Origin of the sequence: Sphingomonas sp. MMS24-J13 (assembly GCF_044905095.1) — a bacterium.
Lineage (GTDB): Bacteria > Pseudomonadota > Alphaproteobacteria > Sphingomonadales > Sphingomonadaceae > Sphingomonas_I.
Genome location: NZ_CP173258.1, coordinates 2,225,831 through 2,252,145 on the forward strand (window position 1 = coordinate 2,225,831; position 26,315 = coordinate 2,252,145).

Consider the following 26,315-nt stretch of genomic DNA (forward strand, 5'->3'; position numbering starts at 1 on the left):
GACGGCCCGTCCAAGTGGAAGACGTCAGGCCGCGGCCGTGCGGAGCTGGCGCCCGAGATGTGCGGGGGCGTCGCCGTCGATGAGCCCGCCAAAGCCTTCAAGGAATTTCGCCCCTTTGTCCGTCGCTGCGATGAAGATGTTGCGGCGGTCCGCCTCATCCCGTTCGCGGCGCAGATAGCCGAGCGCTCCCAGCGTATTCAAGGCGCGTGTAACGACGGGCTTCGAAACACCAAGCGATTGCGCCAGTCCCCGCACTGTGTGTGGCCCGCCGGTCAGATAGACCAGCAGCAGCAGCGCCATTTGCCGGTTGGTAAGATCCGGCTGACCCGAGCGGACATAGCCGACGAGAGTTTGCATCCACTCTGCCAGCTGCGTGTCGTGCATCATAACGCCTACACCTTGTCCCAAACTCTCCTCCACGCTCCCGCAACCAAACACGCAAAAGCGGCAATCGTTTCATCGGCGTTTGCTATTCCTGTCACAAAGCTGTCGACCTCCGTCCGGACATGGTAAAAAACCAATTTAATATAGTATCTTATGAGGAATCGGAGTGATAGCGCGGGCAAAATGTTGCGGCCGATTGCCCAACAGCCCTCCTTTGGGCAGGCAGACGCCTCCCTCTTTCCGGAGTTCCGATGGCATGAAGACGGTGGCGATCCTCCTGGCCGGCATTTCCTGCACCTTCGCGACAGTGCCGGGGATTGCGCGGACGGGTGCCCCGAACATCTTCGCCCAGCCAAGCCCCCTTCCCTTCGGCGCGCCGCAGTTCGACCGCATTACCGACGCCGATTACCAGCCCGGCTTCGAACAGGGCATCGCCGAGGATGCCGCCGACATCGATCGCATCGCCCACAATCCCGCCGCGCCGACGTTCGACAACGTAATCGTGGCCATGGAGAGGTCCGGCCGGATGCTTCAGCGGGTGCAGGCGGCCTTCTCCGCAGCTCAACAGGCCGATACCAATCCGACGCGCCAGGCAATTCAGAAGGCGGTCGCGCCCAAGCTTACGGCGCATAGCGACGCCATCTATCTCGATTCGGCCCTGTTCGCGCGGATCAAGGCGTTGTGGGACAGGAGGGCGACGCTGGGCCTTAACCCCGAGCAGGCGCAGTTGCTGAAGATCTATTACCAGCGCTTCGTCCGTGCCGGTGCCTTGCTGTCGCCCGACGACAAGCAGAAACTGCGCGACATCAATACGCGGCTGTCGGTGCTACAGACCTCGTTCCAGCAGAAATTGCTTGCCGCCACCAAGGCGGCCGCGCTGGTGGTGGATGAGCCCGCAAAGCTCAAAGGGCTGGGCGATGGCGGCATCGCTGCGGCGGCGGAAGCAGCCAAGGCGCGCGGGCTCGACGGCAAATGGGTCTTGTCGCTCCAGAACACCACCCAGCAGCCGGCTTTGTCATCGCTCGACGATCGCGCGACACGGCAGCAATTGTTCGAGGCGAGCTGGACCCGCACGGTGAAGGGTGACGCCAACGACACCCGGGCGACGATCAGCGAGATTGCCGCGCTTCGCGCGCAGAAGGCCGCCTTGCTCGGCTTCCCGAGCTGGGCCGATTACGTGCTGGTCGATCAGATGGCGAAGACGCCGCAAAATGCCGAAGCCTTCATGGCAAAGCTGATTCCCCCTACCGCCGCCGAGGAGCGGCGCGAAGCTGCCGAGCTCGATGCGACGATCAAGGCCGGTGGGGAGGATTTCACCGTCAAGCCTTGGGATTGGGACCGCTATGCCGATCGGGTGAAGAACGCGCGGCTGGATTTCGATGCCGCTGTGACGAAGCCCTACTTCGAGCTGAACACGGTACTGGAGAAGGGCGTCTTCTATGCCGCCAACCAGCTTTACGGCATCACCTTCAAGGAACGCCGAGATATCCCGGTCTATCACCCGGACGTGCGCGTGTTCGAGGTGTTCGATCGCGACGGCAAACATCTGGCGCTCTTCTATTGCGACTATTTCAAGCGCGATTCGAAGGGCGGCGGGGCCTGGAAGAGCAGCTTCGTCGATCCATCGAAACTGCTCGGCCAGACCGCCGTCGTCTACAACGTCGCGAACCTGCCCAAGCCAGCCCCCGGCCAGCCCGCCTTGATAAGCTTCGACGACGTAACGACGATGTTCCACGAATTTGGCCATGCGTTGCACGGCATGTTCGCGAACCTGACCTATCCGTCGCTCAACAGCACCGCACGCGACTTCGTGGAATTCCCGTCGCAGTTCAACGAGCATTGGGCGCTCGATCCCAAGGTGCTCGCCCATTATGCACACCATTACCAGACCGGCGCACCGATCCCGCCGGCGTTGATCGCCAAATTGCGTGAGGCGGCCAAATATAATCAGGGCTATGCACTCGGCGAGCTCATCGCCGTGGCCGAACTCGACATGCAGTGGCACGCACTGCCGAGCGGCGCGCCGCGCCAAGACGCCGATGCATTCGAGACGGCAGCCCTCACCAAGACCGGGCTCGATGTCGAGCATGTGCCGCCGCGCTATCGTTCGTCTTACTTCCAGCACATCTGGTCCGGCGGCTATGCGGCCGGATATTATGGCTATCTGTGGACGCAGATGCTGGAGAATGACGCGTTCGCGTGGTTCACCGCGCACGGGGGACTGACCCGCGCCAACGGCGATCGCTTCCGAAAGCTCATCCTCTCACGCGGTCATACCCAGGACTATGACGTCATGTTTCGTGCCTTCTACGGCAAGGATCCCGACATCGAACCCATGCTGGCGGACCGTGGGTTGCTTAAGGCAAAACCCTGAGCCGAGCCGAGGCGTCCCGCTCTTGAATCGCCGGAAAACGAGCGTATTCTTTTCAAAATTGAAATAAGGAGCGGATGTCATGGATTATAGCGAGGAGCAGAGGCTGCATGACTCGGTCGGGTTCGTCGGTCTCCGCGCGCAGGCAACTGCAGTCGGCCTGTTGCAGCTCTCGCTCGAATTGCGCCGCGCGGGCGTAATCGACGAGGAGGCGATCAACCGGATCAAGGAGGCGATCGCCAAGGACATCTCGCTGTCGTGCCCCCGGTCCCAGCCGAAACGCGAATTCCTGAGCAACATTCGCAGCCGGCTCGATCGCCTGTTTGCGGGCGGCACCCCGGTGGGTGATGCAAGCATGATGGGCGCCCCCGTGAACCCGCCGCCGGTGGCGGAACGGCATTGATCCAGAGCCTCCTCCCCTATTCCGGGGAGGACGAACTCGCGAAGCGCAGCGTGAAGATTTAAGGCGCCCCCACTGCCGATCCCGCCAGAGGTGCATCGAGCGTCCAGCGCAGCCCAGCCGCCGCATGATCCATCTTGCAGGTCCCGCGGAACTCCGCCGCGGTCGCAACTTCGATCAGCCTCGTGCCGAAGCCGCGCCGTGAGGGCGGCATCACCGGCGGGCCGCCGCGTTCGATCCAGCCGAAATGGAAGCTGGGCTCGCCTTTATCGATCACGTCCCAATCGATGCCGATCCGCCCGGTATCATTCGCAAGCGCGCCGTATTTGAGGGCGTTGGTCGCCAGCTCGTGCAATGCGAGCGCGAGCTGCAACGCCGGCCTTGGGCCGAGCTTGAGTGCACCCCCGCATATATCGAGACGGTCGCGCGGCAGGCTCAGCGCCTCGATCACGCTATCGACCACCGCCCCCACCTCGGCCGAGACCCAACTCGTCGCCGTCAGCAGATCGTGCGCCTTACCGAAGGTCATCAGCCGGTTCGATGCCTCGCGCCGCGCGGTCATCAAATCGGACGCGCTGCGGATCGAGGCATCGACGATCGAGCCCACCACGGCGAGCGTATTCTTCACGCGATGGTTCAGTTCGTTGGTCAGAAGCTGGCGATGCGCATCGGCGCGCTTTTCTTCGCTCACGTCGTCGAGCACGCCGATGAAGCGCGTACAGAGGCCATTCCGGAATTCGGTCCGCCCGACCGCGCTCAACCAACGTGTGTCCCCCGTTTCCCGATCGATCACACGAAATGTTTCCCGGAACGGCCCGCTGCGTTCGGGATCCACTGCGCGCTGCGCCGCTTGCTCGACGCGCGCCCGATCGTCGGGGTGAATGACCATATAGGAATTGGCGACATCGGCGCTTTCCTCGATCGTCAGGCCCATCATTTGCCGCGCGCGTGCATCGTAACGACGAATGCCCGACGCGATATCATGATCCCAGCTGCCCAGTTCGGCCGCGCTCATCGCCAGTTCGCGTCGCATATCGGCCTCGCGCAGCCGATATTCGGTCTCCTTGCGCTCGGTCACATCGATGATGATGCCGGGAAAGCAGGCTGGCTTGCCATGCTGGTCGTGCAGGCAGCGCCCGCGCGCCGAGACCCACAGCACGCGACCGTCGGGATGGACGATCCGATATTCCTCGCGAAACGGCTCGCCGGTTTCGACCGCATCCTTGACCGCGAGCGAGAGCATCTCGCGATCGAGCGGATGGACATTGGCAAAGAACACTTCAATCGGCGCACCGGTGGTGGCGATCCGCGGGTCGAGTGCAAAATCGCGGCAAAGATCGGCATTGCCCGTGACGAGGTCGGTCGAAACGTCCCATTCCCACCACCCGACCGCGCCCAATTCAAGCGCGCGGCGCAGGCGATCCTCGCGAGTCAGGCTCGATTCGATCAGACTGGCCTGTCGCTGAACCAACCGCCGCAACCGCAATTGCTCGGACACCTGATCGGCCAGCACCTGCAGCAGCGACATCTGTTCGGGCGTAAGTCCTTCCGGCCGGGCGACCTTGTCGACGACGCACAATGTTCCCAATGGGGCGCCTTCCTCCGATCGGATGATCGCACTGGCATAGAAACGCAGCGTGAGATCGTCGGTGACCAGCGGATTGTCGACGAAGCGCATATCCTTGGTGGCATCGGGCACGACCATCACCCCGTCGCCGCCGATTGCATGCGCGCAGAAGGACACGTCGCGCGGCGTTTCGGCAACGTCGAGCCCGACCCGTGCCTTGAACCATTGGCGGTTGCGATCGACCAGGCTGACGGCGGCTATGGGCACGCCGAACGCATCCACCGCAGCCCTTACGATCTCGTCGAATGATTCTTCTGGCGGCGTATCCAGCACACCATGGTCGTGCAGAATTCGCAGCCGTTCCTGTTCGCCCCAACTCGTCACACGTCTTCTTCTAGCAAGCCCCGCCCGAAAGCAATGTGGCGTATGATAACGATTGTCGGACGGATCGGAGATGAGCGAGGTTAAGGACCGCCGAGGGATATGGCGCCAAGGCGATGGCTCAAATAGACCGTATGCCAGAACCGGATTTTTGGCTCGGACCCGGAACGATATTGGACCTTGGGTGATTTAGATCGACCTGAAGGGCAGGCGAAAGGCAATTGGCAGACGTGGCGGACGGCGAGACTCAAGTCGATCTCACCAATTGTGATCGCGAGCCAATCCATATCCTGGGCGCGATCCAGCCCATTGGCTTTCTGCTTGCGCTGACGACCGACTGGATGATCTCGCGCGCTTCGGAAAACACGGCCGAGTTCATCGGCATGACGCCCCAGGAGTTGATCGGCCGCCCGTTGCGCGAATGTATTCCAGCCGGGGCCTTCCACGATCTGCGCAACCGCATGTCGATGCTGCGCGGACCCAACGCCGTCGAACGAATGTTCGGTTGTATTCTCGTCGAGCATGCCTCGCCGTTCGATATCGCGATCCACATCTCGGGCGGCCAGATCATTCTGGAGGCAATGCCGGGATCCGACGAACATGGCGACGCCACCGGAACCGTCCGATCCATGATCGCCCGGCTCGATCAATGCCAGGATTTCGACACCTTCTTCAGGGAGGGCGCACGTCAGATCCGCGCTTTGGTGGGCTTCGATCGTGTCATGGTCTATCGCTTCGCCCCCGATCTTTCGGGCGAGGTGATCGCCGAAGTCTGCAAGCCCGGCATCGGGACGTTCAAGGGGCTTCATTATCCGGCGAGCGACATTCCCGCTCAAGCTCGCGAGCTCTACAAACGCAGTCTGCTGCGGGTGATTACCGATGTCGAGGCCGATCCTGTGCGCATCGTCCCCCAGCTCGACGAGGCCGGCACGCCGCTCGATCTTTCGCTATCGCTGCTGCGCGCGGTGTCGCCGATCCATATCGAATATCTGAAGAATATGGGCGTGGGTGCGTCGATGTCGATCTCGATCGTCGTCGATGGCAATCTGTGGGGCTTGTTTGCGTGCCACCATTATAGGCCGCGCTGTCCCACGTTCGAGCGGCGATCGGTCGCCGAACTGTTCGCACAGATGTTCTCGATGCGGCTCGAGAGCCGCGAGCGGCAGGAGACGGTCGAATATGAGCGCCGCGCGCGCGATATTTCGGACCAGCTGCTCGGTGCGGTCGCATCGGACGAAACCCTGCTCAAGGATCCCGACTGGCTCGGCGATATCCTGACCAAAACCATTCCTGCCGACGGTGTCGGCGTGTGGATCAACGGCAACTATGCCTTTTCCGGCACTACGCCGTCGGTCGAGGATTTTCGCAAGGTCATCCGCGCCCTCAACGGCACCGCTGCCGGGCGCGTCTATGCGACCGACAGCATTGCCTCGATCGTCCCCGATGCCGACACATTCAAGGATATGGCAGCCGGCATGCTCGCCATTCCGATCTCGCGCAGCCCGCGCGATTATGTCGTGTTGTTTCGCCAGGAGCTTGTGCGTTCGGTGCGCTGGGCGGGCGATCCGCAAAAGCCGATGCAATATGGCCCCAACGGCCCGCGCCTGACCCCGCGCGAAAGCTTCGAGGAATGGAAGGAAAAGGTCGAGGGCCGGTCGCGTGCCTTTACCGTGTCCGAACTGCGCGTCGCCGAGACGCTGCGCGCCACCCTGATCGAGGTGGTCCTGCGGCTCGCCGACGAGGCGACGACCGAGCGCCAAGCGGCCAGCGCGCGGCAGGAATTGCTGATCGCCGAACTCAATCACCGGGTGCGCAATATTCTGGGCGTGATCCGCGGGCTCGTCCGCCAGTCGCGACCGCACACCGACGATGTCGAGGATTTCGTCAAGGTGGTCGATGGACGCATTCACGCGCTCGCCCGGGCGCACAACCAGATCACCGACGATCATTGGGGCCCTGCCCCGATCCGCGCGATCATCGATGCTGAAGCGGCCGCCTTCATTGCCGACGGATCGGAGCGCGTGATCGCCCGCGGCGAGCCGGTTCTGCTCAACCCGCAGGCTTATTCGACCATGGCGCTCGTGATGCACGAGCTTGTCACCAACTCGACCAAATATGGCAGCCTTTCGGTCGAAGAGACCGGCCGCGTCTTCATCGATTGGAAACGCGACCAAGCCGGCGATCTCGTGCTGAACTGGCGTGAGGAAGGGGGGCCGCCAGTCGCCCCGCCGACCCGCAGGGGCTTCGGTACGACGATCATCGATCGGTCGGTGCCATACGATCTCGGCGGCAAGGCCACTCTCCAATATTTCGAGGAGGGGGTCGAAGCCACATTTTGCATTCCGGCGCGGCACGTGTCCGATCCCAAGGCCTTTGCCGGCCCGGCGATCAAATTCCCGCGCTCGTCACTTGGCCATCCGATGAAGGCTCCCGAGCATGTGCTCGACGGCAAAACCGTATTGCTGGTCGAGGACAGCCTGATCATCGCGCTCGACGCCGAAGATATCCTGTCGCGGCTGGGCGCCGAAAATGTTGCGACCGCGGCGACGGTCGATGCAGCGCTGGAAATCCTCGACACGACCCGACCCGATGTGGCGATGCTCGACGTCAATCTGGGCGACCAGAACGAGCTTCGCGGTCGCGGACCGGCTGCTTACGATGGGAGTGCCCTTCATCTTCGCCACCGGCTATGGCGAGGAGGCGCAACTTCCGCCCGATCATCAATCGCGCAATGTCGTCCAGAAGCCCTACACGATCGAGAATGTCGCCCGCGCGATCGACGAGGTGGTCGCGGCAGAGTAGCGCGCTCCCGTTTCTCCGATCGCTGCCCAAACGGAGGCTGGGATCAGACCGTTTGGGATATGTTCGATCCTATTTGCCCGGATCGTCCGCACCAACCGCGCTGTACAGATCCACGCGATTGGAAAGATCCGCCAGGATCGTCGCGATCTCGCTCTGACGCGCGGCATAAAGCGTCCGCTGGCTGGTTAGCGTGGTCAGGTAGGACGCGATTCCCGCTCTGTACTGCGCGGTCGACAGGGTAAGACTCTTCTCGCTCGCCTGGACGAACTGGCGCTGCGCGGCCCGCTGCCGATCGATCGTGCCGCGCCGGGCGAGCGCGTTGGATACGTCGCGGAAGGCCGACTGGATCGCCTTCTCATAGCCCGCAAGATAATAATCGCGCTGGGCCTTGGCATAAGCAAGGTTGGCGCCGGTCGGCCCACCGAAGATCGGCATCGTTGCCGACGGCGCGACCTGCCATGCAAACGCGCCACCCGTGAACAAAGTCGAGAGTGCCGTACTGGCGAAGCCGAGGCCCGAAGTCAGCGTGATGTTCGGGAAGAACGCCGCGCGCGCCGCGCCAATATTGGCGTTGGCGGACTGCAATTGATGTTCGGCCTGCAGTACGTCGGGACGCTGGAGCAGGACATCGGAGGATAGCCCGGCAGGCGCGATCGCCAGCGCGCTTTCGATCTCGGCGAGCGAGCGGGGCAGCTGCGCCGCGTCGATCGGCGATCCGACGAGCAATTGCAGCGCGTTGCGATCCTGTTCGACCTGGGTCGAATAATTCTCGACATCGGATCGGGCCTGCGCCTCGATCGTCTCGGCCTGATTGACATCGAGCTTGCCGATCAACCCGGCGCGGTCGAGTTCGCGGGTGAGTTCCAGGCTCCGCCCTGCGCTCGCGACCGTATCCTTCGCCACCGCCAGCAGATCGCTATCGGCGGCGAACGTCACCCAAGCCGTCGCCAGCTCCGCTACCAACGTGATCCGGGCCGAACGCGCGCCGGCGTCGCTTGCCAGATACGTTTCGAATGCGGCGCGCGTCAGATCGCGCTGGCGACCGAACAGGTCGATCTCGAACGCGCTGAACCCGAGCGTCGCCGAATAGCTGTTGCGCCCACTCGAATCCTTGCCGGTGATCGAGGCCGAAGCATCGGGACCGATCGTGGGGAGCAGGTTGCTCCGCTGCGAACGATATTGCGCGCGGGCCGAGGCAACGTTCGCGACCGCCTGACGCAGGTCGCGATTATCGGCGAGCGCCTTGGTGATTAATGCCTGCAGGCGCGTGTCGGAGACCAAAGTCTGCCACGCCAGGCCCGGCCTCTGATCGGTCGCGGCCGGATAGACGACGCCGCCGCTCGGGAAAGCCGGCGGCACCGGCGCGCCGGGGCGGACATAATGCGGCGCGAAGTCGCAGCCCGCGAGGGCAAGCGCGCACAATGGCAACGTGAAGAGGATACGACGCATCCTCATGTCGGCACCGCATCGCCGCGCTGCGCCTCGTCTTCGGCTTCCTCATGTCGGCCACCCCCGAACACGCGGATGACAAGCACGAAGAACAGCGGCACCAGGAAGATCGCCAGCACGGTTGCGGTGATCATGCCGCCGAGCACCGCGGTGCCGATCGCGATCCGGCCCTGCGCGCCCGCACCGCTGGCGATCGCGAGCGGCAGCACGCCCACCATGAACGCGATCGACGTCATGATGATCGGCCGCAGGCGGATCCGCGCAGCCTGGATCGCGGCATCCAGCGGTGAGGCGCCGCGGTGATAGGCAAGCTCGGCGAACTCCACGATCAGGATCGCATTCTTGGCCGCGAGCCCCATCGTCGTCAGCAGGCCGACCTGGAAATAGATATTGTTGTCGAGACCCCGCAAGGTGACCGCAATCGCCGCACCGATCATGCCGAGCGGCACCACCAGCAGCACCGACAACGGTACCGACCAGCTTTCATAAAGCGCTGCGAGCGCAAGGAAGACCACGACCGCCGAGATGCCGTATAGCAACGGCCCCTGCCCGCTCGACAGTTGCTCTTCATAGGAAAGCCCGCTCCACGCCACCGACGTACCGGGTGCCAGTTCCTGGGCGAGTTCGGTGATCCGCTTCATCGCGTCGCCCGAACTGTATCCAGCGCCGGCCTGCCCCTGCAGTTCATAGGACGGCACGCCGTTGAAGCGCGACAACGTCACCGGGCCATTGGTCCAGTTCGTCGTCGCGAAGGAGGAGAAAGGCACCATCGTGCCGTTGCTCGCCCGCACGAACCAATTGTCGAGATCGGACGGCATCGAGCGATATTGCGCATCGCCCTGCATGAAGACGCGCTTGACGCGGCCACGATCGACGAAATCGTTGACATAGGTGCTGCCCCACGCCCCGCTCAGCGTGGAATTGACGTTCGCCTGCGTCAGTCCGAGCACCGCAAGCTTGGTCGGATCGACCTGGACGTGAAGCTGCGGCGTATCCTCGAGGATCGACGAGCGCACGGCGGCGAGCTTCGGATCCTTGCTGGCGGCACCGATGACCTTGTCGCGCAACGCCTTGAATTGAGCGGCGGGCATCGCCGTGGAGTTCAGCAGTTCGAAGGTGAAGCCGTTCGACTGGCCGAAGCCCTGGATCGGCGGCGGCTGGACCGCGAACACCTGCGCATCGCGGATTCCCTGGAAGTTCATCGTCGAGCGCATCGAGATCGCGCCCGCACTATGCTTCTGCCCGTGGCGCTGATCGAACGGGTTGAGCAGCACGAAGGCGATACCGGCATTCTGCCCCGATCCGGACAGGCTGAAGCCGATCACCTGGAAGAAATATTCGATGTCCTTCTCGGTCCGCAGATAATCCGCGATCCGCTTCTCGACCTTTTGCGTGCGATCGATATTCGCGCCCGAAGGCAGCGTATACTGGACGATCACCTGCCCCTGATCTTCAGTCGGCAGGAAGCCGGTCGGCAAGCGCACGAACAGCAGGACGAGCACCACCAAGAGCGCGGCATAGCCCACCAGCGCAATGATCTTGCGTCCGAAGACGTTGTGGACGCCGTTGATATAACGATCGGTCTGGCGGGCGAACCAGCGATTGAAACGCGCGCCGTAACCGTTGCCTTTGTCGCGATCCTTCTCGGGCTTCTTGAGCAGGGTCGCGCAGATCGCCGGCGACAGGATCAGGGCGACCAGCACCGACAGCAGCATCGACGAGACGATCGTCAGCGAAAACTGGCGGTAGATCACGCCGGTCGATCCGCCGAAGAAGGCCATCGGTAGCAGCACGGCCGACAACACCACCGCGATCCCGACCAGCGCGGAACCGATTTCGTCCATCGATTTGGCGGTCGCCTCACGCGGGGAGAGATCCTCCTCCTCCATGATGCGCTCGACATTCTCCACCACGACGATCGCGTCATCGACCAGCAGGCCGATCGAAAGCACCAACCCGAAGAGGGTCAGCGTGTTGATCGAATATCCGAACAAAGCGAGCACGCCGAACGTGCCGAGCAGCACAACCGGCACCGCAATCGCTGGAACCAGCGTCGCACGCCAGCTCTGCAGGAAGACGAACATGACGATGACGACCAGCACGACCGCCTCGATCAGCGTCTTCACGACTTCCTTGATCGAAAGCGTGATGAACGCGGTCGAATTGCGCGGGAACGCCAGCTGATAGCCATCGGGCATATTGGCGCCGAGTTGGCGCGCCCGCGTCTTGACAGCCTCGGCCGTCTTGAGCGCGTCGGCGCCGGGCGCAAGCTGGATAGCCATGCCCGAGGCCGGCAAGCCGCGCAGATGGACGAGAAAGCCGTAATTCTCGTTGCCGAGCTCGATCCGCGCCACATCGGAAAGATGCACGACCGAGCCATCGGGCTGCGTCTTGACGACGATCTTCGCGAATTCGTCGGGCGTGGTCAGGCGCGACTGGGCGGTCACGGTGGCGCTGAGATGCTGGCCCGCTGGATAAGGTGGCTGACCGATCTGGCCGGCCGAAACATCGATATTCTGCGCCGAAATGGCCGACGAGATGTCGCTCGGCATCAACTGAACGGCGGCGAGCTTGTAAGGATCGAGCCACACGCGCATCGCATATTGCGACCCGAACACCTGCGTCTGGCCGACGCCGGGTACGCGCGAGATCGAATCCTGGAAATTGGTGACGAGGTAATCCGCCATGTCCGGCGGCTGCGAGCGGTTCTTGGTGTCGTAGACCGCGACCACGATCAGGAAGTCGTTGCTCGCCTTGGTGACGGTGACGCCCTGCTGCTGCACCTGCTGCGGCAGGCGCGGCAGGGCCTGCTGGACGCGGTTCTGCACCTGCACCTGCGCCGTGTCGGGGTTGGTCCCCTTGGCGAAGGTGACACTGATGCTGACGCTGCCATTGGCCTGCGAGCTCGACGAGAAATAGAGCATGCCGTCGAGCGCGGTAAGCTGTTGCTCGATCGGCTGGGTGACGCTCAATTCGAGCGTCTGGGCATTGGCGCCGGGATAGGTCGCGCTGATCTGGACCGTCGGCGGGGCGACGTCCGGAAACTGCGCGATCGGGAGCGAGCGGATCGCGCCGATGCCGCACAGCATCACGCCGATCGCGAGCACCCAGGCGAAGATCGGCCTGGATATGAAGAAACGGCTTATATTCACGCGCTCAGCCTGCCGGCTTGGCTGCGGGTCCGCCCGGCCCGGCGGGCGCCGGCGTTACCGATCCGGCGGGGACCGGCTTGATCGGCGCGCCGGGCCGAGCCTTGCCAGTGCCCTCGACGATCAGTTTGTCGCCGGCCTTGAGGCCCGCCGTGATCAGCCATTTGTCGCCGATCGCGCGGCCGGCGGTGACGCTGCGCATCTCCGCCTTGTTATCGGCCCCGACCACCAACGCCGTGGCATTGCCCTTGGGATCGCGGCTGATACCGTCCTGCGGCGCCAAGATACCCTGCGGCACGGTCGCCTGGGGGGTCATCACGCGTACGAACATGCCCGGCAGCAGCATGCGCTGCGGATTGGGGAAGCGCGCGCGAATGGTCACCGTGCCCGCGGTCGTATCGACATTCACCTCGGAGAATTCGACCGTGCCGGTGAACGGATAGTCGCTTTCGTCCTCAAGCTTCAGATGCACCTGCGCCGACGCCGGCAGCACGCTGCCCTTGGCCAGCGCGCGTCGCAGCGACACGAGCTGCGCGCTCGACTGGGTGATGTCGACGTAAATCGGATCAAGCTGCTGAATCGTCGCCAGCGCATCGGCTTGACTCGCCGTCACCAAAGCACCCGCCGTGAAGGCAGACCGGCCGATCCTGCCGCTTATCGGCGCGACGATACGGGTATAGCCGAGATTGGTATTGGCAGTATTGAGATTGGCCTGCGCCTGCTGCACCTGCGCGCGCGCCTCGCCCGCGGCAGCGATCGCGTCGTCGATATCCTGCCGGCTCACCGCCTCGATATCGCGCAGGCTCTTGTAGCGTGCAGCCTTGGCGTCAGCGGTCACCACCGCCGCTTTGGCTTGCGCGAGCGCCGCCGCGGCCTGATCGCGCGCGGCGCGATAAAGCGCCGGATCGATCTGGTAGAGCGGCTGGCCGGCATGGACCATCGCACCTTCGGTGAAGAGCCGCGCCTTGATCACGCCGTTGACCTGGGGGCGGACATCGGACTGCAAGGTCGCGTTGGTCCGGCCGGGGAGCTCGTTCGACAGTGTCACCGGCTCGGTCTGGAGCACGACGTAGCCGACCTCGGGCGGCGGCGGCGTGGGAGGGGCCTTCTTGCCGCAACCGGCCAAAGCCAGTGCGGCTGCGATGACCGTGGCGCCACTCAGAAGAGTGGCACGCATCGGGCGCCTCGGAGAAGGGCAGGCCTGCGCCGAGAGATCGTTGTTGAGCCGATTCACACCGCCCTGATGCAACGCAACATGGCCGCAAGCAACTGCTTCCGTGGCCCTTGCGCAAAAAATTGATACTGCGGGGTATCAAATTTTCCGGGATACGCCGCTACGATCATATACTTAGTGCCGAGGACTCGACGAAAATCGAAAAAACTATATATACCGATCGTTATGGAAAGCCCGACCCTCGCTACCCCTAAAGGCCGTCCGCGCGAATTTTGCGTCGATCAGGCATTGGCTGCCGCATTGCGCGTCTTCTGGCGCAAGGGCTTCGACGGCGCGTCGCTCACGGATCTCACCGAGGCGATGGGGATCACCCGCCCGAGCCTGTATGCCGCCTTCGGCAACAAGGAAGAGTTGTTTCGCAAGGCGCTGGACCTCTACGGCCGCGAGAAACTGGCCTACGTCCAGTCCGCGCTGGCCGCGCCGACCGCGCGCGGCGTCGCCGAGCGGATGCTCAACGGTTCGCTGGACATCATCACCAGCGGCTGCGATCCGGTCGGCTGCTTCGGTGTCGTCAGCAGCGTCGCCTGCACCGATCACGCCGACTTCAATTCGCTCCGAAGTCGTCGCGCGCCGCGCCGCTTCGGAGAAAGCGATCATCGAACGCTTTCGCGAGGCGAGCCTTTCGGGCGACCTCCCCGCCAATATCGAACCTGAAGGCCTTGCGCGGTACCTGATGGCGATCATGCAGGGCATGTCGGTGCAGGCCAGCGCCGGCGCCACCCGCGCCGATCTCGAGCATCTGGTCGACACCAGCCTGCAGGTCTGGCCGAGCCGCTAGGCACTCACGCAAAACTCTTCCAAAAGAAAAATACCGATCAGTACAGAAAGCGGTTGACGCCCCCCCGACTGATTTATATACCGATCAGTATCGAAGGAGGGCAGCTTGCTTCATCGAAGCGCAAGCTCTCCAAGCCGATAAATTCTAGAGCCGAGGGCGACCGGACCCCGCTGGCGTGTGCATTCCTGCATGCGCGCCAGTCCGATCGCCCGCAGCCGGGGAGTATTTGCCATGGCCTATATCGATTTCCGCGAAGCCGAATTGTCCGGCTCGCTCTCCACCGCCTTCGCGCCGCGCGCGGAACCCGAGGTCACGGCGCATGCCAGCGGCTTTTCCGCGCTCGAATGGCTGGTCGTGGCACTCGCCCGGCGCGACAGCCTGGGCAGCCTGCGCACACCCGGCCGGATCGGTTCGGCTTTGTCGCGCATCTTCGGCGGTCGCGGCGAACCCCGCCTGGCCAATCCCCGGCTGGAGGCGCTGCGCCGCTTTGCGGTCTTCGCCTGGCACCGCGGCCACAATGTGCCCCCGTCGGAGCTGGCGGCCTTTCGCGACGCCGGCTTCTCGCCCAATCAGGCCGAGACGGTGCTGGAAAGCATCCTGAGCACCCGTGCGGTCAAGTTCGCGCGGGGTTGAGGCAATGTCAGTCGCCCCTGTCTCCGCAGGGGCGACTGCTCTACTTTATAGAGCTTGCGCCGCTGCCCAGCCGCTGGCCCAGGCCCACTGGAAATTGTAGCCGCCGAGCCAGCCGGTAACGTCGACGGCCTCGCCGATCGCATAAAGCCCCGGCACCTTCCTGGCCTCCATCGTCTGCGACGACAGATCGGCGGTGCTGATCCCGCCGACGGTAACCTCCGCCTTGGCGAACCCCTCGCTTCCGCTCGGCGTAAACCGCCAATCGGCGATGCGGCGTTCGGCCGCTTCGAGCTTTACGTCAGTGAGATTGGCCAGTTCGCCGACTATCCCAAGTCGATCTGCCAGAGCGATCGCCAGCCGATCCGACAGCCCCTCCGCCAGTATTTTCGACAGCGTTGCGCGCGGCATCGCGCGCTTGGCCTCCCGCAGCCAGCCGGGCGCACGATCTGGCTGGAAATCGATGCCGATAGTCTCTCCATTCCGCCAGTAGGACGAAACCTGCAGGATCGCTGGCCCCGAGAGGCCGCGATGCGTGAACAGGGCTGCTTCGCGGAATCGCACCTTTCCACAAACAGCCATGACCTCGGCCGAAACACCCGCGAGTGCGTGGAACAGGGCTTCTCCGGGTCCAAGCGTCAAGGGCACCAGGGCCGGGCGCGGCTCGACGACCTTGAGCCTGAACTTGCGCGCCAGTTCATAGGCGAAGCCGGTCGCACCCATCTTCGGGATGGACGGACCTCCGGTCGCGATCACCAGCGCGGGCGCTGCCGCCGTCCGCGCGCCGCACGCGACATGGAACATCCCATCGCGATGTTCGACGCCGCCGATCGACGCACCACAGGCGATCTCTACTCCGCCCTTGGCGCATTCCTCGACCAGCATCGCCACGATCTGCTTCGCCGACCCATCGCAGAAGAGCTGGCCGAGCGTCTTTTCGTGCCACGCGATGCCGTAGCGATCGACCAGATCGATGAAATCCTGCGGCGCGTATCGCCCCAGCGCCGATTTGGCGAAATGCGGATTGGCCGAAAGATAGCGATCGGGCGCGGTGTGGATGTTGGTGAAGTTGCAGCGCCCGCCGCCAGAGATCAGGATCTTCTTGCCGGGTTGGTCGGCATGATCGATCAGCAGCACGCTTTTGCCGCGCTGCCCCGCCACGCTAGCGCACATCAGCCCGGCCGCGCCCGCGCCGAGGATGATCGCATCATAACCAGCCATGCGTCAGTGAAGCTTGGCGATCGACAGCCCGTCGAGCTTGGCGCGCTCCTTGACCAATTCCTCGCTGCGGGTCAGTGCCTTGGCGATCGCCTTCAGCGCCATGCCCTTCTTGGCGAGTGTGTGGAGCTTCTGGATCTCGTCCTGCCGCCACGGTTGGCGATGTCGTTCGAATTTCTCGGCCATTGGTTTTCCTTATCAGTGGGCGGCAAGGATGCTGAGCGCCACCGCCTCGGCCACCTTGATCCCGTCGATCGCGGCGGAGAGGATTCCGCCGGCATAGCCCGCCCCCTCCCCGCCGGATAGAGACTGGCGGTGTTGAGGCTCTGGAAATCCTTGCCGCGCGTGATTCGCACCGGCGAAGAGGTGCGCGTCTCGACACCGGTCATCATCGCATCGGGGTGATCGTAGTTGGCGATCTGGCGGCCGAACACCGGCAACGCCTCGCGCAGTGCCCTGACCACGAAATCCGGCAGGCATTGCGCCAGATCGGTCAGGTGGACGCCCGGCTTGTAGGACGGATTGACCTCGCCCAGCGCCGTGGACGGCAGTCCGGCGAGGAAATCGCCGACCCGCTGGCCGGGGGCCGCATAGGTCGAGCCGCCAGCGACAAAGGCCGCGCTTTCCCATTTGCGCTGGAGTTCGATCCCGGCGAGCGGATGCCCGGGATAATCGCGTTCGGGATCGATGCCGACCACCAGTCCCGAATTGGCGTTGAACTCGGCACGCGAATATTGGCTCATGCCATTGGTGACGACGCGGCCCTCTTCGGACGTCGCCGCGACCACCCTCCCACCCGGGCACATGCAGAAGCTGTAGACGGTGCGATCGTCGGCGCAGTGGTGCGACAAGGTATAAGCCGCAGCGCCGAGATCGGGATGGCCGGCACACGGACCGAAGCGCGCACGATCGACCCAGCTTTGCGGATGCTCGATCCGGACCCCGATCGAGAAGGGCTTGGCCTCGATATGGACGCCGCGCGCGTGCAGCATCGCGAACGTGTCCCGTGCGCTATGGCCGAGTGCCAGCACGACATGATCGGCCTCCAGGACCTCGCCGGTCTGGAACCGCAACGCGCGAATGCGGCGGCGCCCGTCGCTGGCGGTCTCGACATCGATATCCTCGACGCGATGGCTCCAGCGATATTCGCCGCCGAGCGCCTCGATCGTCGCGCGCATCGATTCGACCATCGTCACTAGGCGGAAGGTGCCGATATGCGGATGTGCCTCGGTCAGAATTTCCTCGGGCGCGCCCGCTTTCACGAACTCGGTCAGCACTTTGCGGCCGAGAAAGCGCGGATCCTTGATCTGGCTCCAAAGCTTACCGTCGGAAAAGGTGCCTGCCCCGCCCTCGCCGAACTGGACGTTCAATTCGGGGTCGAGCACCGATCGCCGCCACAATCCCCATGTATCCCGCGTCCGTTCGCGCACGACCTTGCCGCGATCGACGATGATCGGGCGGAAGCCCATCTGCGCTAAGATCAACCCGGCGAAGAGCCCGCAAGGGCCGGCCCCGACTACGACCGGGCGCTTGCCCGACCAGTTGGCGGGAGCCTGCGTGACGAAGCGGTAATCGGTATCGGGGGTCGGCCGGGTGTGCTGGTCGATCGCGACGGCGGCCTCGTCGCGCACCTGCACGTCGACCGAATAGACCATCAGGATCGCCGACTTGCGCCGGGCGTCATTGGCGCGGCGGGCGATCTCGAATGAGAGCAGATCGGCAGGCGGAATGCCGAGGCGTTCGAGAATCGCATCTCGCAGCGCCTCGGGCGGATGGCCGAGCGGGAGCTTGAGTTCGGTGATGCGGAGCATCGGGGCCCTTTAGAGCGTATGGCGACGAGGAGATATCCTCCCCGGCACGGGGGCTTATTGTTCGTCCCGCACCAGCACTTCACCCTCGATCCGCCGGTAGAAACAACTCCGCTCGCCCGTGTGGCACGCCGGGCCGGCAGGATTCGCGCGGATCCAGATCGCGTCCTGATCGCAATCGATCCGAATCTCGACCACCGCCAGCACGTTCCCCGAGCTTTCACCTTTCTTCCACAGCCGTCCGCGCGAGCGCGACCAGAACCAGGCGACGCCGCTCTCGATCGTGCGAGCCAGTGCATCGGCATTCATATGAGCGAGCATCAGCGCTTCGCCGCTGGCGTGATCGGTTACGACCGCCGTGATCAGCCCGTTCGCATCCCAGCGTGGCCGGAGGATAGTGCCCTGCTCGACGTCGTCGTCGCTCATCTCGTTGTTCCGCCTAGGTAAAATTACGACTGTGGCCGCAAAGGCAGCCTATCCCCAGAAAACTTGGTCACACCCGCGTCACAAAGGGCGACAATTCGGAAAGCCGTCTCTATATGGGCCATGCACCCGAGCCAAGGCAGGGAAATGCTCACCACAAATCCCTTCGATGACGACAAGCTCCGTGAGGAGTGCGGTATTTTCGGCGTATATGGCAGCGAGACGGCATCCGCCGTCGTCGCGTTAGGTCTGCACGCCCTCCAGCATCGCGGCCAGGAGGCCGCGGGTGTGACCAGCTGGGACGGCGACAATTTCCATGCGCACCGCGCGATGGGGCATGTCGCCGGCAATTTCGACCGTGACGATGTCATTCGCGGGCTGCCGGGCAGCGTCGCCTGCGGCCACGTCCGCTACTCGACCACCGGCGAAACCGCGTTGCGCAACGTGCAGCCGCTCTTCGCCGAGCTCGCCTCGGGCGGGTTCGCGGTCGCACATAACGGTAACATCTCCAACGCGATGAAACTCAAGCGAGAGCTGGTGAAGCGCGGATCGATCTTCCAATCGACCAGCGATACCGAGACGATCATCCACTTGGTCGCCACCTCCAGCTACCGCACCCTGATCGATCGCTTCATCGACGCGCTGCGCAAGGTCGAGGGAGCCTACTCGCTCATCTGCATGACGCCGGAGGGCATGATCGCATGCCGCGATCCGCTCGGCATCCGGCCGCTGGTGATGGGCAAATTGGGCGACGCGATCATCTTCGCGTCCGAAACCGTCGCGCTCGACGTGTGCGGCGCCGAGTTCGTGCGTGAGGTCGATGCCGGAGAACTGGTAATCGTGTCCGAGAACGGCATGCGCTCGCTCCGCCCCTTTGCCGAGGTGCGCGCGCGGCCATGCGTGTTCGAGCATGTCTATTTCTCGCGACCCAATTCGGTGACCGGCGGACAGTCGGTTTATGGCGTACGCAAGGCGATCGGCGCCGAGCTGGCGCGCGAAAATCCGGTCGATGTCGATTACGTCATCCCCGTACCCGATTCGGGCGTGCCGGCGGCGATCGGCTATGCGCAGGAAGCGGGCGTGCCGTTCGAGCTGGGCATCATCCGATCGCATTATGTCGGCCGCACCTTTATCCAGCCGGCGGACAATATCCGCCATCTGGGCGTGAAGCTGAAGCACAATGCCAATCGCGCTTTGCTGGAAGGCAAGCGCATCGTCCTGATCGACGATTCGATCGTGCGCGGTACGACCAGCCTCAAGATCGTGCAGATGATGCGCGATGCGGGCGCGACCGAAGTGCATATGCGCATCGCATCGCCACCGACACGGCATAGCTGCTTCTACGGCGTCGACACGCCCGAGCGCGCGAAATTGCTTGCCGCGCGGATGACGGTCCAGGAGATGGCCGACTATATCGGCGCCGACAGCCTTGCTTTCGTTTCGGTCGATGGCCTTTATCGCGCGATGGGCGAAGCAGGACGCGACGCCGCGCTGCCGACGCATTGCGACGCCTGCTTCACCGGCGACTATCCGACCCCGCTGACCGACCACGACGACATCGCGATCCCGGACCAGTTTGCGCTGCTGGACGAGCGAGTCTTGGTGTGACCTGAATCCTCCCCGGGAACGGGGAGGATTTTAAATCGGTCCCGATCCGCTAAGGCGCCCGCATGACACTCACCGACAAGATCGCCCTCGTCACCGGCGCCTCGCGCGGCATCGGCGCCGCCACCGCCAAAGCCCTGGCCGCCAGAGGCGCGCATATCGTTCTCGTCGCGCGCACGCCGGGCGGTCTTGAGGAGACCGAGGAAGCGATTCACAAGGCTGGCGGCACCGCGACGATCGCACCGATCGATCTGATCGACGGCGATTTGATCGGCCGCCTCGCCGACGCCGTCGCGCAGCGTTGGGGCAAGCTCGATCTGCTCGTGCTCAACGCAGCGATGCTCGGCACGCTGGCGCCGGTGCCGTCGATCGATCCCAAGGAATTTTCGCGACTGCTGACGCTCAATGTCGGCGCCAACCAGGCATTGATCGCCGCGTTCGATCCGCTGCTGCGCAGGAGCGACGCGGCGCGAATGGCGGTGCTCACCTCCAGCGTGGCCGCGACCCCCCGCGCTTATTGGGGCGCTTACGGCGCGTCCAAGGCAGCGTTGGAGACGTTGACGCTCGCTTATGCCGAGGAGATGACCGATCTGATCGATCTGCGCGTCGCGATCGTCGATCCCGGCGCCACCGCCACCGCGATGCGCAAGGATGCCTATCCGGGCGAGGACCCCACCACGATCAAGCAGCCCGCAGCAGTGGGCGAAGCGATTGCCGCGCTGCTGGAGAGCGATTTTCCCACCGGGCACCGCCTGCGGATCGGCTGAGCGGGAGCGCCCGACGGCGCCCCCGATCGATTATCGACCGATACGGTAGCGTCCCAGCACCTTCGCCGAGCGTGCCCCGTTGGTCGCAGTCGCGGGCTCCGGAACCGGCGCGGCCATCGGCTTGGGATCGACCTCGGTTAGCTTTGTCGGCGCGGCCAACAGGCCGGATTGTGTCAGATTGAACACCCCGATCTCACCAAAGCGGAATTTGTAATTCGATCCTGCCGGGACTTTGCAGCGCAGCCAGATCTGGAGCGACGTGAGATCGGCCGGCACAGTGAAGGTCTTGAGGATCGGGCCGAAATTATAGACGCCCTCCTCGACGAGCGTACCAGGCCATTGAACGCCGAGGCGCTCGATCGGCCATGCAGTATTCCCGTTGACGACCAACACATCGCCGAACGCCGTGCCCCCGTAGATCACGTTCTGGGCGAGCCAGTCTCCGGATAGATCGATCACCTGCATCTTGGCCGAGAAGGCCAGCACATCGCCATTGGTCCACGCGGTGTCGTAACTCTTACCGAGCGAGTAGAAATAGCAATAATCCGCCGCCTCCTCGCCACCGACATCGAGTTCCAGGAACGCGCCGGTCTCGATCAGCCCGGTCGTGTCCGCCGCGCGCGAGAGATAGCCGGTGCCCGTTGTATTGGGCGACAACCGCCAACCCGCCGTGCCCGATTGCATCCACGGATTCGAGACAAGGTTGAACGTCGAATAGCCATCGACCACGCGGCCGATTTCCGGCAGCGCCATCACGGGAGCGCGCAACACGCGGACGATTTCCTGCGCTATCGCGAAATGCCCGGCATTGCGCAGCCGGCCCGTTTCCTTGCTCCAGTAAGCACCGATCAGATAGCCCGTATCGGGATCGACCAGCACGGGGTGGATATCGATCAGCGTGCCATATTGGGGCACGGTCTGGCGGAGCCAGTAATTCTGGATGTCGATGGCGAGGCGAGCCGTCTCGCCATCTTCATCATTTCGTGGCGGAGGAATGGTCAGCACGAACAATTTCGCGCCTGCCTTCCGGACGGTATCGAACATGCCGAGCATGGTCGCGGCATAGCTGGCGATCGGCACATTCTGCTCGGCATCATGCGCCCCGGCGAGCAGGAAGATCGTGTCGCAACCGGCGTCGATCAACGCCTTTTGCAGGAACGGCGCGATCTCGGCCGAAGTCTTGCCGGGATGACCCGAGACGACTGGCCTAGCGCCTGCCGGTGGAGCGATGGCGGTGCCGAGCATCGACGGCACCAACGATGTGAAAGGAAAATCCAATGTCGTCGCGGTGATATTGTCGCCGATCCATCCGAACAGCATTGCTCAATTCCCCCAGATTGCCCCGGCCGCGCCTAAGGGTCCGAAGGCAAAGAAATGGTTAACAAGAGCTCAGATAATGGGCGAGATACGATCGAATTTTAACGGGGCGCCGGCGGCGGCGGAGGCGTCATCGCGTAGCGCAGGTAGATACCGCGGTCATCGTCGGTCAGCTGGCGCAACATGGCGATCGTAAGCTCGTTCTGGCGAGTGCGGAACTGGAGCTGGAGCGCATCGCGCTGCTTGAGCAGATCCGCCAATTTGTCGACGTTGACGGTGGTGCCCATCGCCATGCCGGTGATCGACGACTGGACCTGCCGCTGCTGCCGCGCGGTGGCGAGCAATTGCGGATCAGGCGTCCCGAAGACCTTGGCGTAGATGGCGTTGCCGTCGTCCGACAGGCCCGGAATTTTCTTCACCGAGGGCGCGCCTGCGGCGGGTGGAGTAGCCGGCCGCACCGGCGGTGCGGGCTGCTGGGCGATGGCGCCGCTGGCTATGGCGACGAGAAGGATCGGCATCAGGCGTTTCATAAGGCGGCTTCCGGCTGTCATCGTCGTGCCATAAGCCCGCTCCGGCTGAACACAAACTTGATCCGCGCCGCCAAAGAGTGAAAGCCCGCTTCATGACTGAACCTTATGTCCGCCCCGACGTCCTCCCTTTCCTGACCTTTCTCAATGCCCAGCCCGGCCCGAAGGTGCACGAGATGGAGGTCGACGCCGCCCGCACGGCGATGCGGGGCATGAAGGACCTGGCCGATCTGCCGGTCGGCGAGCTGGCGGTGATGCGCGATCTCACTTGCCAAGGACCGGACGGCGATATTCCGCTGCGCCTGTTCGATCCGCGCGCCGATCGCGCGCCCGGGCCGGCGGTCATGTTCTTCCACGGCGGCGGCTTCGTATTCGGCGATCTCGACAGCCACGCCCCGATCTGCGCGGAGATCGCCCGCACGCTCGATCTGCCGGTGATCGCGGTCGACTATCGGCTTGCCCCCGAAAATCGCTGGCCGGCCGCGCCCGACGATTGCGAGGCCGCGGCGCGCTGGGTGGCGGGGAGCCCCAATGAGCTCGGCCGACGCATAACCGGGCTCGTCCTGACGGGCGACAGCGCCGGCGGCACGCTGACGATCGTCACGGCGATGGCGCTGCGCGACGTGCCCGCTGTCGCGCCCGTACTCGCGCAATGGCCGATCTACCCCTTGGTCGACGAATGCCCCGGCTACCAATCTTACCACGATTTCGCGAGCGGGTATGTCCTGTCCAAGGACAGCATAAGCTATTTCGACGACGCCTATCGCGCCGACGTCGCCCATTGGCGTGGCGCGCCGATCCGTGCCGACCAGACCGGCATGCCCCCGACCCTTGTGATCACAGCCTCGCTCGATCCGTTGCGCGATCAGGGGCGCGCTTATGCCGCTGCGACCGCCAAAGCCGGCGTCCCGACGATCTATCGCGAGGCGGTCGGCACGGTGCACGGCTTCATCAACCTGCGCCGCGCCCTCCCATCGGCGGTGACCGACGTTGCCGACTGTCTGGCGCACCTCAAGCTCATGATCGCCGAGGCCCAACGATGACGGACCTGCCCTATCGCCCCGCCGCCGGGATCATGCTGATCAATGCCGATCGCAGGGTTTGGGTCGGCCAGCGGCTCGATAACAGCCTCGAAGCGTGGCAGATGCCGCAGGGCGGGCTCGATCCGGGCGAGGATGCCGAGGCGGGTGCGCTACGCGAGCTGGAGGAGGAGACCGGCATCACGGCCGATCTGGTGGAGATCATTGCGCAGGCATCGAAGCCGCTCGATTATGATCTGCCACCCGACCTGGTCGGGAAATTGTGGCGCGGCAGATATCGTGGGCAGCGCCAGATATGGTTCCTGATGCGCTTCCTCGGCAACGACGCCGATATCGATCTGCAGACCGAGCATCCCGAATTCCGCGCGTGGAAATGGGCCGATCCGGTTCACCTGCCCGACATGATCGTTCCGTTTAAGCGCCAGCTCTACATCGATGTGCTGGCGGAGTTCGCTCCACAGCTCAGCTAAGGCGAGGCCCATGATCCGGTACCCCATGGTTGCCGCGCTGCTGTTGCTGTTCACTCCGGCCATCGCAGTGGCGGCCGATCCCGCACGGCCTCCCCTGATATTGCCCGCCGACAACGATCCCATCGACACGCTCGCCGCGATGATCGCCGCCGCCTACCGCACCGGCGACGATGCGACGATCAACGCGGTGGTCGGGGTTGCGAAGGCAACCTTTCCCAACGAAGTGGCAGTGATCGACCGGCTCGCGGCGGGTGACGCCGCCGTTCTGGCCGCCACCCGCAAGGATGCGCAGGAGCGCGAACGAATCCGCATCCAGCAGGCGCGCTTCTTCGAAATCTGGAAGGGTGAGCTGGAGGCTGGTGCCAGCCGATCGACCGGAACCACTCGCAGCCTGGGCATCTATGCTTCGGCGAAGCTGGCGCGCGACGGGCTCGACTGGCGTCAGAAATTCTCGGCGCGGCTCGATGTGCAGCAGACCGACAATGTCACCACCACCGAGCGCCTGATCGCGGCGTGGCAGCCCAACTACAAATTCGACGAGCGGCTCTACGCCTATGGCCTTACCCAATATGAGCATGACCGGACGCTCGGCTACAACAGCCGCTTCACGCTCGGCGCGGGCGTTGGCTATACGGTTCTGGCAACCAGCAATGCCAAGCTGGAGGTCGAGGGCGGCCCGGCCTTCCGCCATACCGACTATACCGACGAACCGACTCACAATACGGTCGCGGCGCGCGCATCGCTGACGGGCAAGATCGCCCTTAGCCCGACTGTCTCGATCAGTCAGGACGCGGCGCTCTTCTTCGAGGCCAAGGACACCACGATCAGCGCCACCAGCGCGCTCGAGACGACGCTGATCGGCGCGCTCAAGGCCAAATTCTCATACAATATCCAGTACGAGCAGAATGCGCCGGAAGGCGCGCACGCACTCGATACGGTAACGCGCGCAACTTTGGTCTATGGGTTCTGAATGACCAAGGCTTTCATCCGCCCCGCCAGCTCGGCGGACCTCGATTCGCTCTACGAGATGGCGAAGCTCGCCGGCACCGGCTTCACCAACCTGCCGGCCGATCGCGGCGCGCTCGCCGCCAAGCTGGCCGAATTGGACGCCGCCTTCGCGCGCGCCGAGGACGGCCTCCACAACGATCGCTACATGCTGATGCTGGAAGATCCCGAGCATGGCCGGGTCGCAGGCACATCGCAGATCATGGCGCGTGTCGGCGAGATCCATCCTTTCTATTCCTATCGCCGCGGCACGCTGACCCAGCATTCGGCCGAGCTCGGACGGAGTTTCCGCGCGGAGATGCTGACCTTGACGACCGATCTCGAAGGGTCGTCGGAAGTGGGTGGGCTGTTCCTCCACCCGCGTTACCGGGCGGGCGGGCTCGGTCTGCTGCTCGCGCGCAGCCGCTATCTGTTCATTCGGCAGCACCGTGCGCGCTTTGCCGATCGGCTGATCGCCGAATTGCGCGGGGTGATCGACGAAACCGGAGCCGCGCCATTCTGGGACGGACTGGCCGGGCGCTTCTTCGGCATGGGCTTCCGCGAGGCGGACGAGTTCAATGCGATCCGCGGCCACCAGTTCATCGCCGATCTGATGCCCAAGCACCCGATCTATACGGCAATGCTCCCCGACAGCGCGCGCGCGGTGATCGGCCTGCCCCACCCCACCGGCCGCCCCGCCATGCGCATGCTGGAGAGCGAGGGCTTCACGGCGCAGGGCTATCTCGACATCTTCGATGGCGGGCCGACCATGTGCGCGCAGACCGATCAGGTTCGTAGCGTACGCGATGCGGTGGAAGCGACCATCGTGGGCATCGATGGCGGCAAGGGGCGCAAAGCGCTCCTGTCGACGGGACGGCTGGAGAGCTTCCGGTGCGGGTTTGCCCAAGTGAAAGACGCCGAGGGGGGTATCGTCGTGGACGAAGTTGCCTCTGAAATGCTTGGGCTTTCAGTCGGTGACAGGGTTTTGCATGTCGCACATTGATGGCGCGC

19 protein-coding genes and 3 pseudogenes are annotated in these 26,315 nt (G+C 64.0%); 11 read left to right on the forward strand and 11 right to left on the reverse strand.

The annotated features are described in order from the left end of the window. Window positions 1–24: 24 nt before the first annotated feature. Window positions 25–384, reverse strand: a complete 360-nt coding sequence (locus tag AB4Z44_RS10380; protein WP_404714208.1) for a MarR family transcriptional regulator — start codon at window positions 382–384, stop codon at window positions 25–27. A gap of 256 nt (window positions 385–640) precedes the next feature. On the opposite strand from AB4Z44_RS10380, the gene AB4Z44_RS10385 reads away from it, so the two are divergent. Together AB4Z44_RS10385 and AB4Z44_RS10390 are read left to right on the forward strand one after the other, a co-directional pair. Next, window positions 641–2,758, forward strand: a complete 2,118-nt coding sequence (locus AB4Z44_RS10385) for a M3 family metallopeptidase (protein ID WP_404713959.1) — start codon at window positions 641–643, stop codon at window positions 2,756–2,758. Between the two features lie 79 nt (window positions 2,759–2,837). Further along, window positions 2,838–3,158, forward strand: coding sequence for a hypothetical protein (locus tag AB4Z44_RS10390; RefSeq protein WP_404713960.1), 321 nt, complete (start codon window positions 2,838–2,840; stop codon window positions 3,156–3,158). Window positions 3,159–3,216: 58 nt separating this feature from the next. On the opposite strand, the gene AB4Z44_RS10395 is transcribed toward AB4Z44_RS10390, so the two are convergent. Then, on the reverse strand, window positions 3,217–5,106 hold the full coding sequence (locus tag AB4Z44_RS10395; RefSeq protein WP_404713961.1) for a PAS domain-containing protein: 1,890 nt from the start codon (window positions 5,104–5,106) through the stop codon (window positions 3,217–3,219). A 227-nt stretch (window positions 5,107–5,333) separates the two neighbouring features. Here AB4Z44_RS10395 and AB4Z44_RS10400 point away from each other — a divergent pair. Then, window positions 5,334–7,082 (forward strand): annotated as a pseudogene (locus AB4Z44_RS10400) (HWE histidine kinase domain-containing protein); the annotation flags it as partial. An 892-nt stretch (window positions 7,083–7,974) separates the two neighbouring features. Here AB4Z44_RS10400 and AB4Z44_RS10405 read toward each other — a convergent pair. From AB4Z44_RS10405 to AB4Z44_RS10415, 3 genes are all read right to left on the reverse strand, one after another. Next, on the reverse strand, window positions 7,975–9,354 hold the full coding sequence (locus AB4Z44_RS10405) for an efflux transporter outer membrane subunit (protein ID WP_404714209.1): 1,380 nt from the start codon (window positions 9,352–9,354) through the stop codon (window positions 7,975–7,977). A gap of 2 nt (window positions 9,355–9,356) precedes the next feature. After that, window positions 9,357–12,443, reverse strand: coding sequence for an efflux RND transporter permease subunit (locus AB4Z44_RS10410; protein ID WP_404714210.1), 3,087 nt, complete (start codon window positions 12,441–12,443; stop codon window positions 9,357–9,359). 67 nt (window positions 12,444–12,510) lie between these two features. Continuing rightward, window positions 12,511–13,680, reverse strand: a complete 1,170-nt coding sequence (locus tag AB4Z44_RS10415; protein WP_404713962.1) for an efflux RND transporter periplasmic adaptor subunit — start codon at window positions 13,678–13,680, stop codon at window positions 12,511–12,513. 222 nt (window positions 13,681–13,902) lie between these two features. Here AB4Z44_RS10415 and AB4Z44_RS10420 point away from each other — a divergent pair. Together AB4Z44_RS10420 and AB4Z44_RS10425 are read left to right on the forward strand one after the other, a co-directional pair. Continuing rightward, window positions 13,903–14,515 (forward strand): annotated as a pseudogene (locus AB4Z44_RS10420) (TetR/AcrR family transcriptional regulator). 231 nt (window positions 14,516–14,746) lie between these two features. After that, window positions 14,747–15,148, forward strand: a complete 402-nt coding sequence (locus AB4Z44_RS10425; protein ID WP_404713963.1) for a hypothetical protein — start codon at window positions 14,747–14,749, stop codon at window positions 15,146–15,148. 45 nt (window positions 15,149–15,193) lie between these two features. Here the strand turns inward: AB4Z44_RS10425 and AB4Z44_RS10430 are convergent, their stop codons facing one another. The 4 genes and pseudogenes from AB4Z44_RS10430 to hisI form a co-directional block, all read right to left on the reverse strand. Further along, entirely contained in the window at window positions 15,194–16,366 is a 1,173-nt protein-coding gene (locus tag AB4Z44_RS10430) for an NAD(P)/FAD-dependent oxidoreductase (RefSeq protein WP_404713964.1), read from the reverse strand. A 3-nt stretch (window positions 16,367–16,369) separates the two neighbouring features. Then, window positions 16,370–16,549, reverse strand: a complete 180-nt coding sequence (locus tag AB4Z44_RS10435; protein ID WP_404713965.1) for a hypothetical protein — start codon at window positions 16,547–16,549, stop codon at window positions 16,370–16,372. A gap of 12 nt (window positions 16,550–16,561) precedes the next feature. Continuing rightward, window positions 16,562–18,174, reverse strand: a pseudogene (locus AB4Z44_RS10440) (NAD(P)/FAD-dependent oxidoreductase). A 54-nt stretch (window positions 18,175–18,228) separates the two neighbouring features. Next, window positions 18,229–18,597, reverse strand: a complete 369-nt coding sequence (gene hisI, locus AB4Z44_RS10445; RefSeq protein WP_404713966.1) for a phosphoribosyl-AMP cyclohydrolase — start codon at window positions 18,595–18,597, stop codon at window positions 18,229–18,231. Between the two features lie 144 nt (window positions 18,598–18,741). Between hisI and purF the strand changes: the two genes are divergently transcribed. Together purF and AB4Z44_RS10455 are read left to right on the forward strand one after the other, a co-directional pair. Further along, on the forward strand, window positions 18,742–20,202 hold the full coding sequence (gene purF / locus AB4Z44_RS10450) for an amidophosphoribosyltransferase (RefSeq protein WP_404713967.1): 1,461 nt from the start codon (window positions 18,742–18,744) through the stop codon (window positions 20,200–20,202). Window positions 20,203–20,264: 62 nt separating this feature from the next. After that, a complete protein-coding gene (locus AB4Z44_RS10455; RefSeq protein WP_404713968.1) occupies window positions 20,265–20,966 on the forward strand; it encodes an SDR family NAD(P)-dependent oxidoreductase in 702 nt (233 codons plus the stop codon). A gap of 30 nt (window positions 20,967–20,996) precedes the next feature. Here AB4Z44_RS10455 and AB4Z44_RS10460 read toward each other — a convergent pair whose 3' ends face one another. Both AB4Z44_RS10460 and AB4Z44_RS10465 read right to left on the reverse strand, forming a co-directional pair. Next, window positions 20,997–22,286, reverse strand: a complete 1,290-nt coding sequence (locus tag AB4Z44_RS10460) for an SGNH/GDSL hydrolase family protein (RefSeq protein WP_404713969.1) — start codon at window positions 22,284–22,286, stop codon at window positions 20,997–20,999. A gap of 98 nt (window positions 22,287–22,384) precedes the next feature. Next, a complete protein-coding gene (locus tag AB4Z44_RS10465; protein WP_404713970.1) occupies window positions 22,385–22,801 on the reverse strand; it encodes a hypothetical protein in 417 nt (138 codons plus the stop codon). A gap of 104 nt (window positions 22,802–22,905) precedes the next feature. Between AB4Z44_RS10465 and AB4Z44_RS10470 the strand changes: the two genes are divergently transcribed. The 4 genes from AB4Z44_RS10470 to AB4Z44_RS10485 are packed head-to-tail and all read left to right on the forward strand — an operon-like array spanning window position 22,906 to window position 26,307. Then, window positions 22,906–23,853, forward strand: coding sequence for an alpha/beta hydrolase (locus tag AB4Z44_RS10470; RefSeq protein ID WP_404713971.1), 948 nt, complete (start codon window positions 22,906–22,908; stop codon window positions 23,851–23,853). Beyond that, complete coding sequence (locus AB4Z44_RS10475; RefSeq protein ID WP_404713972.1) at window positions 23,850–24,320, forward strand: RNA pyrophosphohydrolase; 471 nt, start codon at window positions 23,850–23,852, stop codon at window positions 24,318–24,320. Before AB4Z44_RS10470 ends, AB4Z44_RS10475 begins: the two co-directional genes overlap by 4 nt. A 10-nt stretch (window positions 24,321–24,330) precedes the next feature. Then, entirely contained in the window at window positions 24,331–25,290 is a 960-nt protein-coding gene (locus AB4Z44_RS10480; protein ID WP_404713973.1) for a YdiY family protein, read from the forward strand. Beyond that, entirely contained in the window at window positions 25,291–26,307 is a 1,017-nt protein-coding gene (locus tag AB4Z44_RS10485; protein ID WP_404713974.1) for an arginine N-succinyltransferase, read from the forward strand. The last annotated feature ends 8 nt before the right edge of the window (window positions 26,308–26,315 follow it).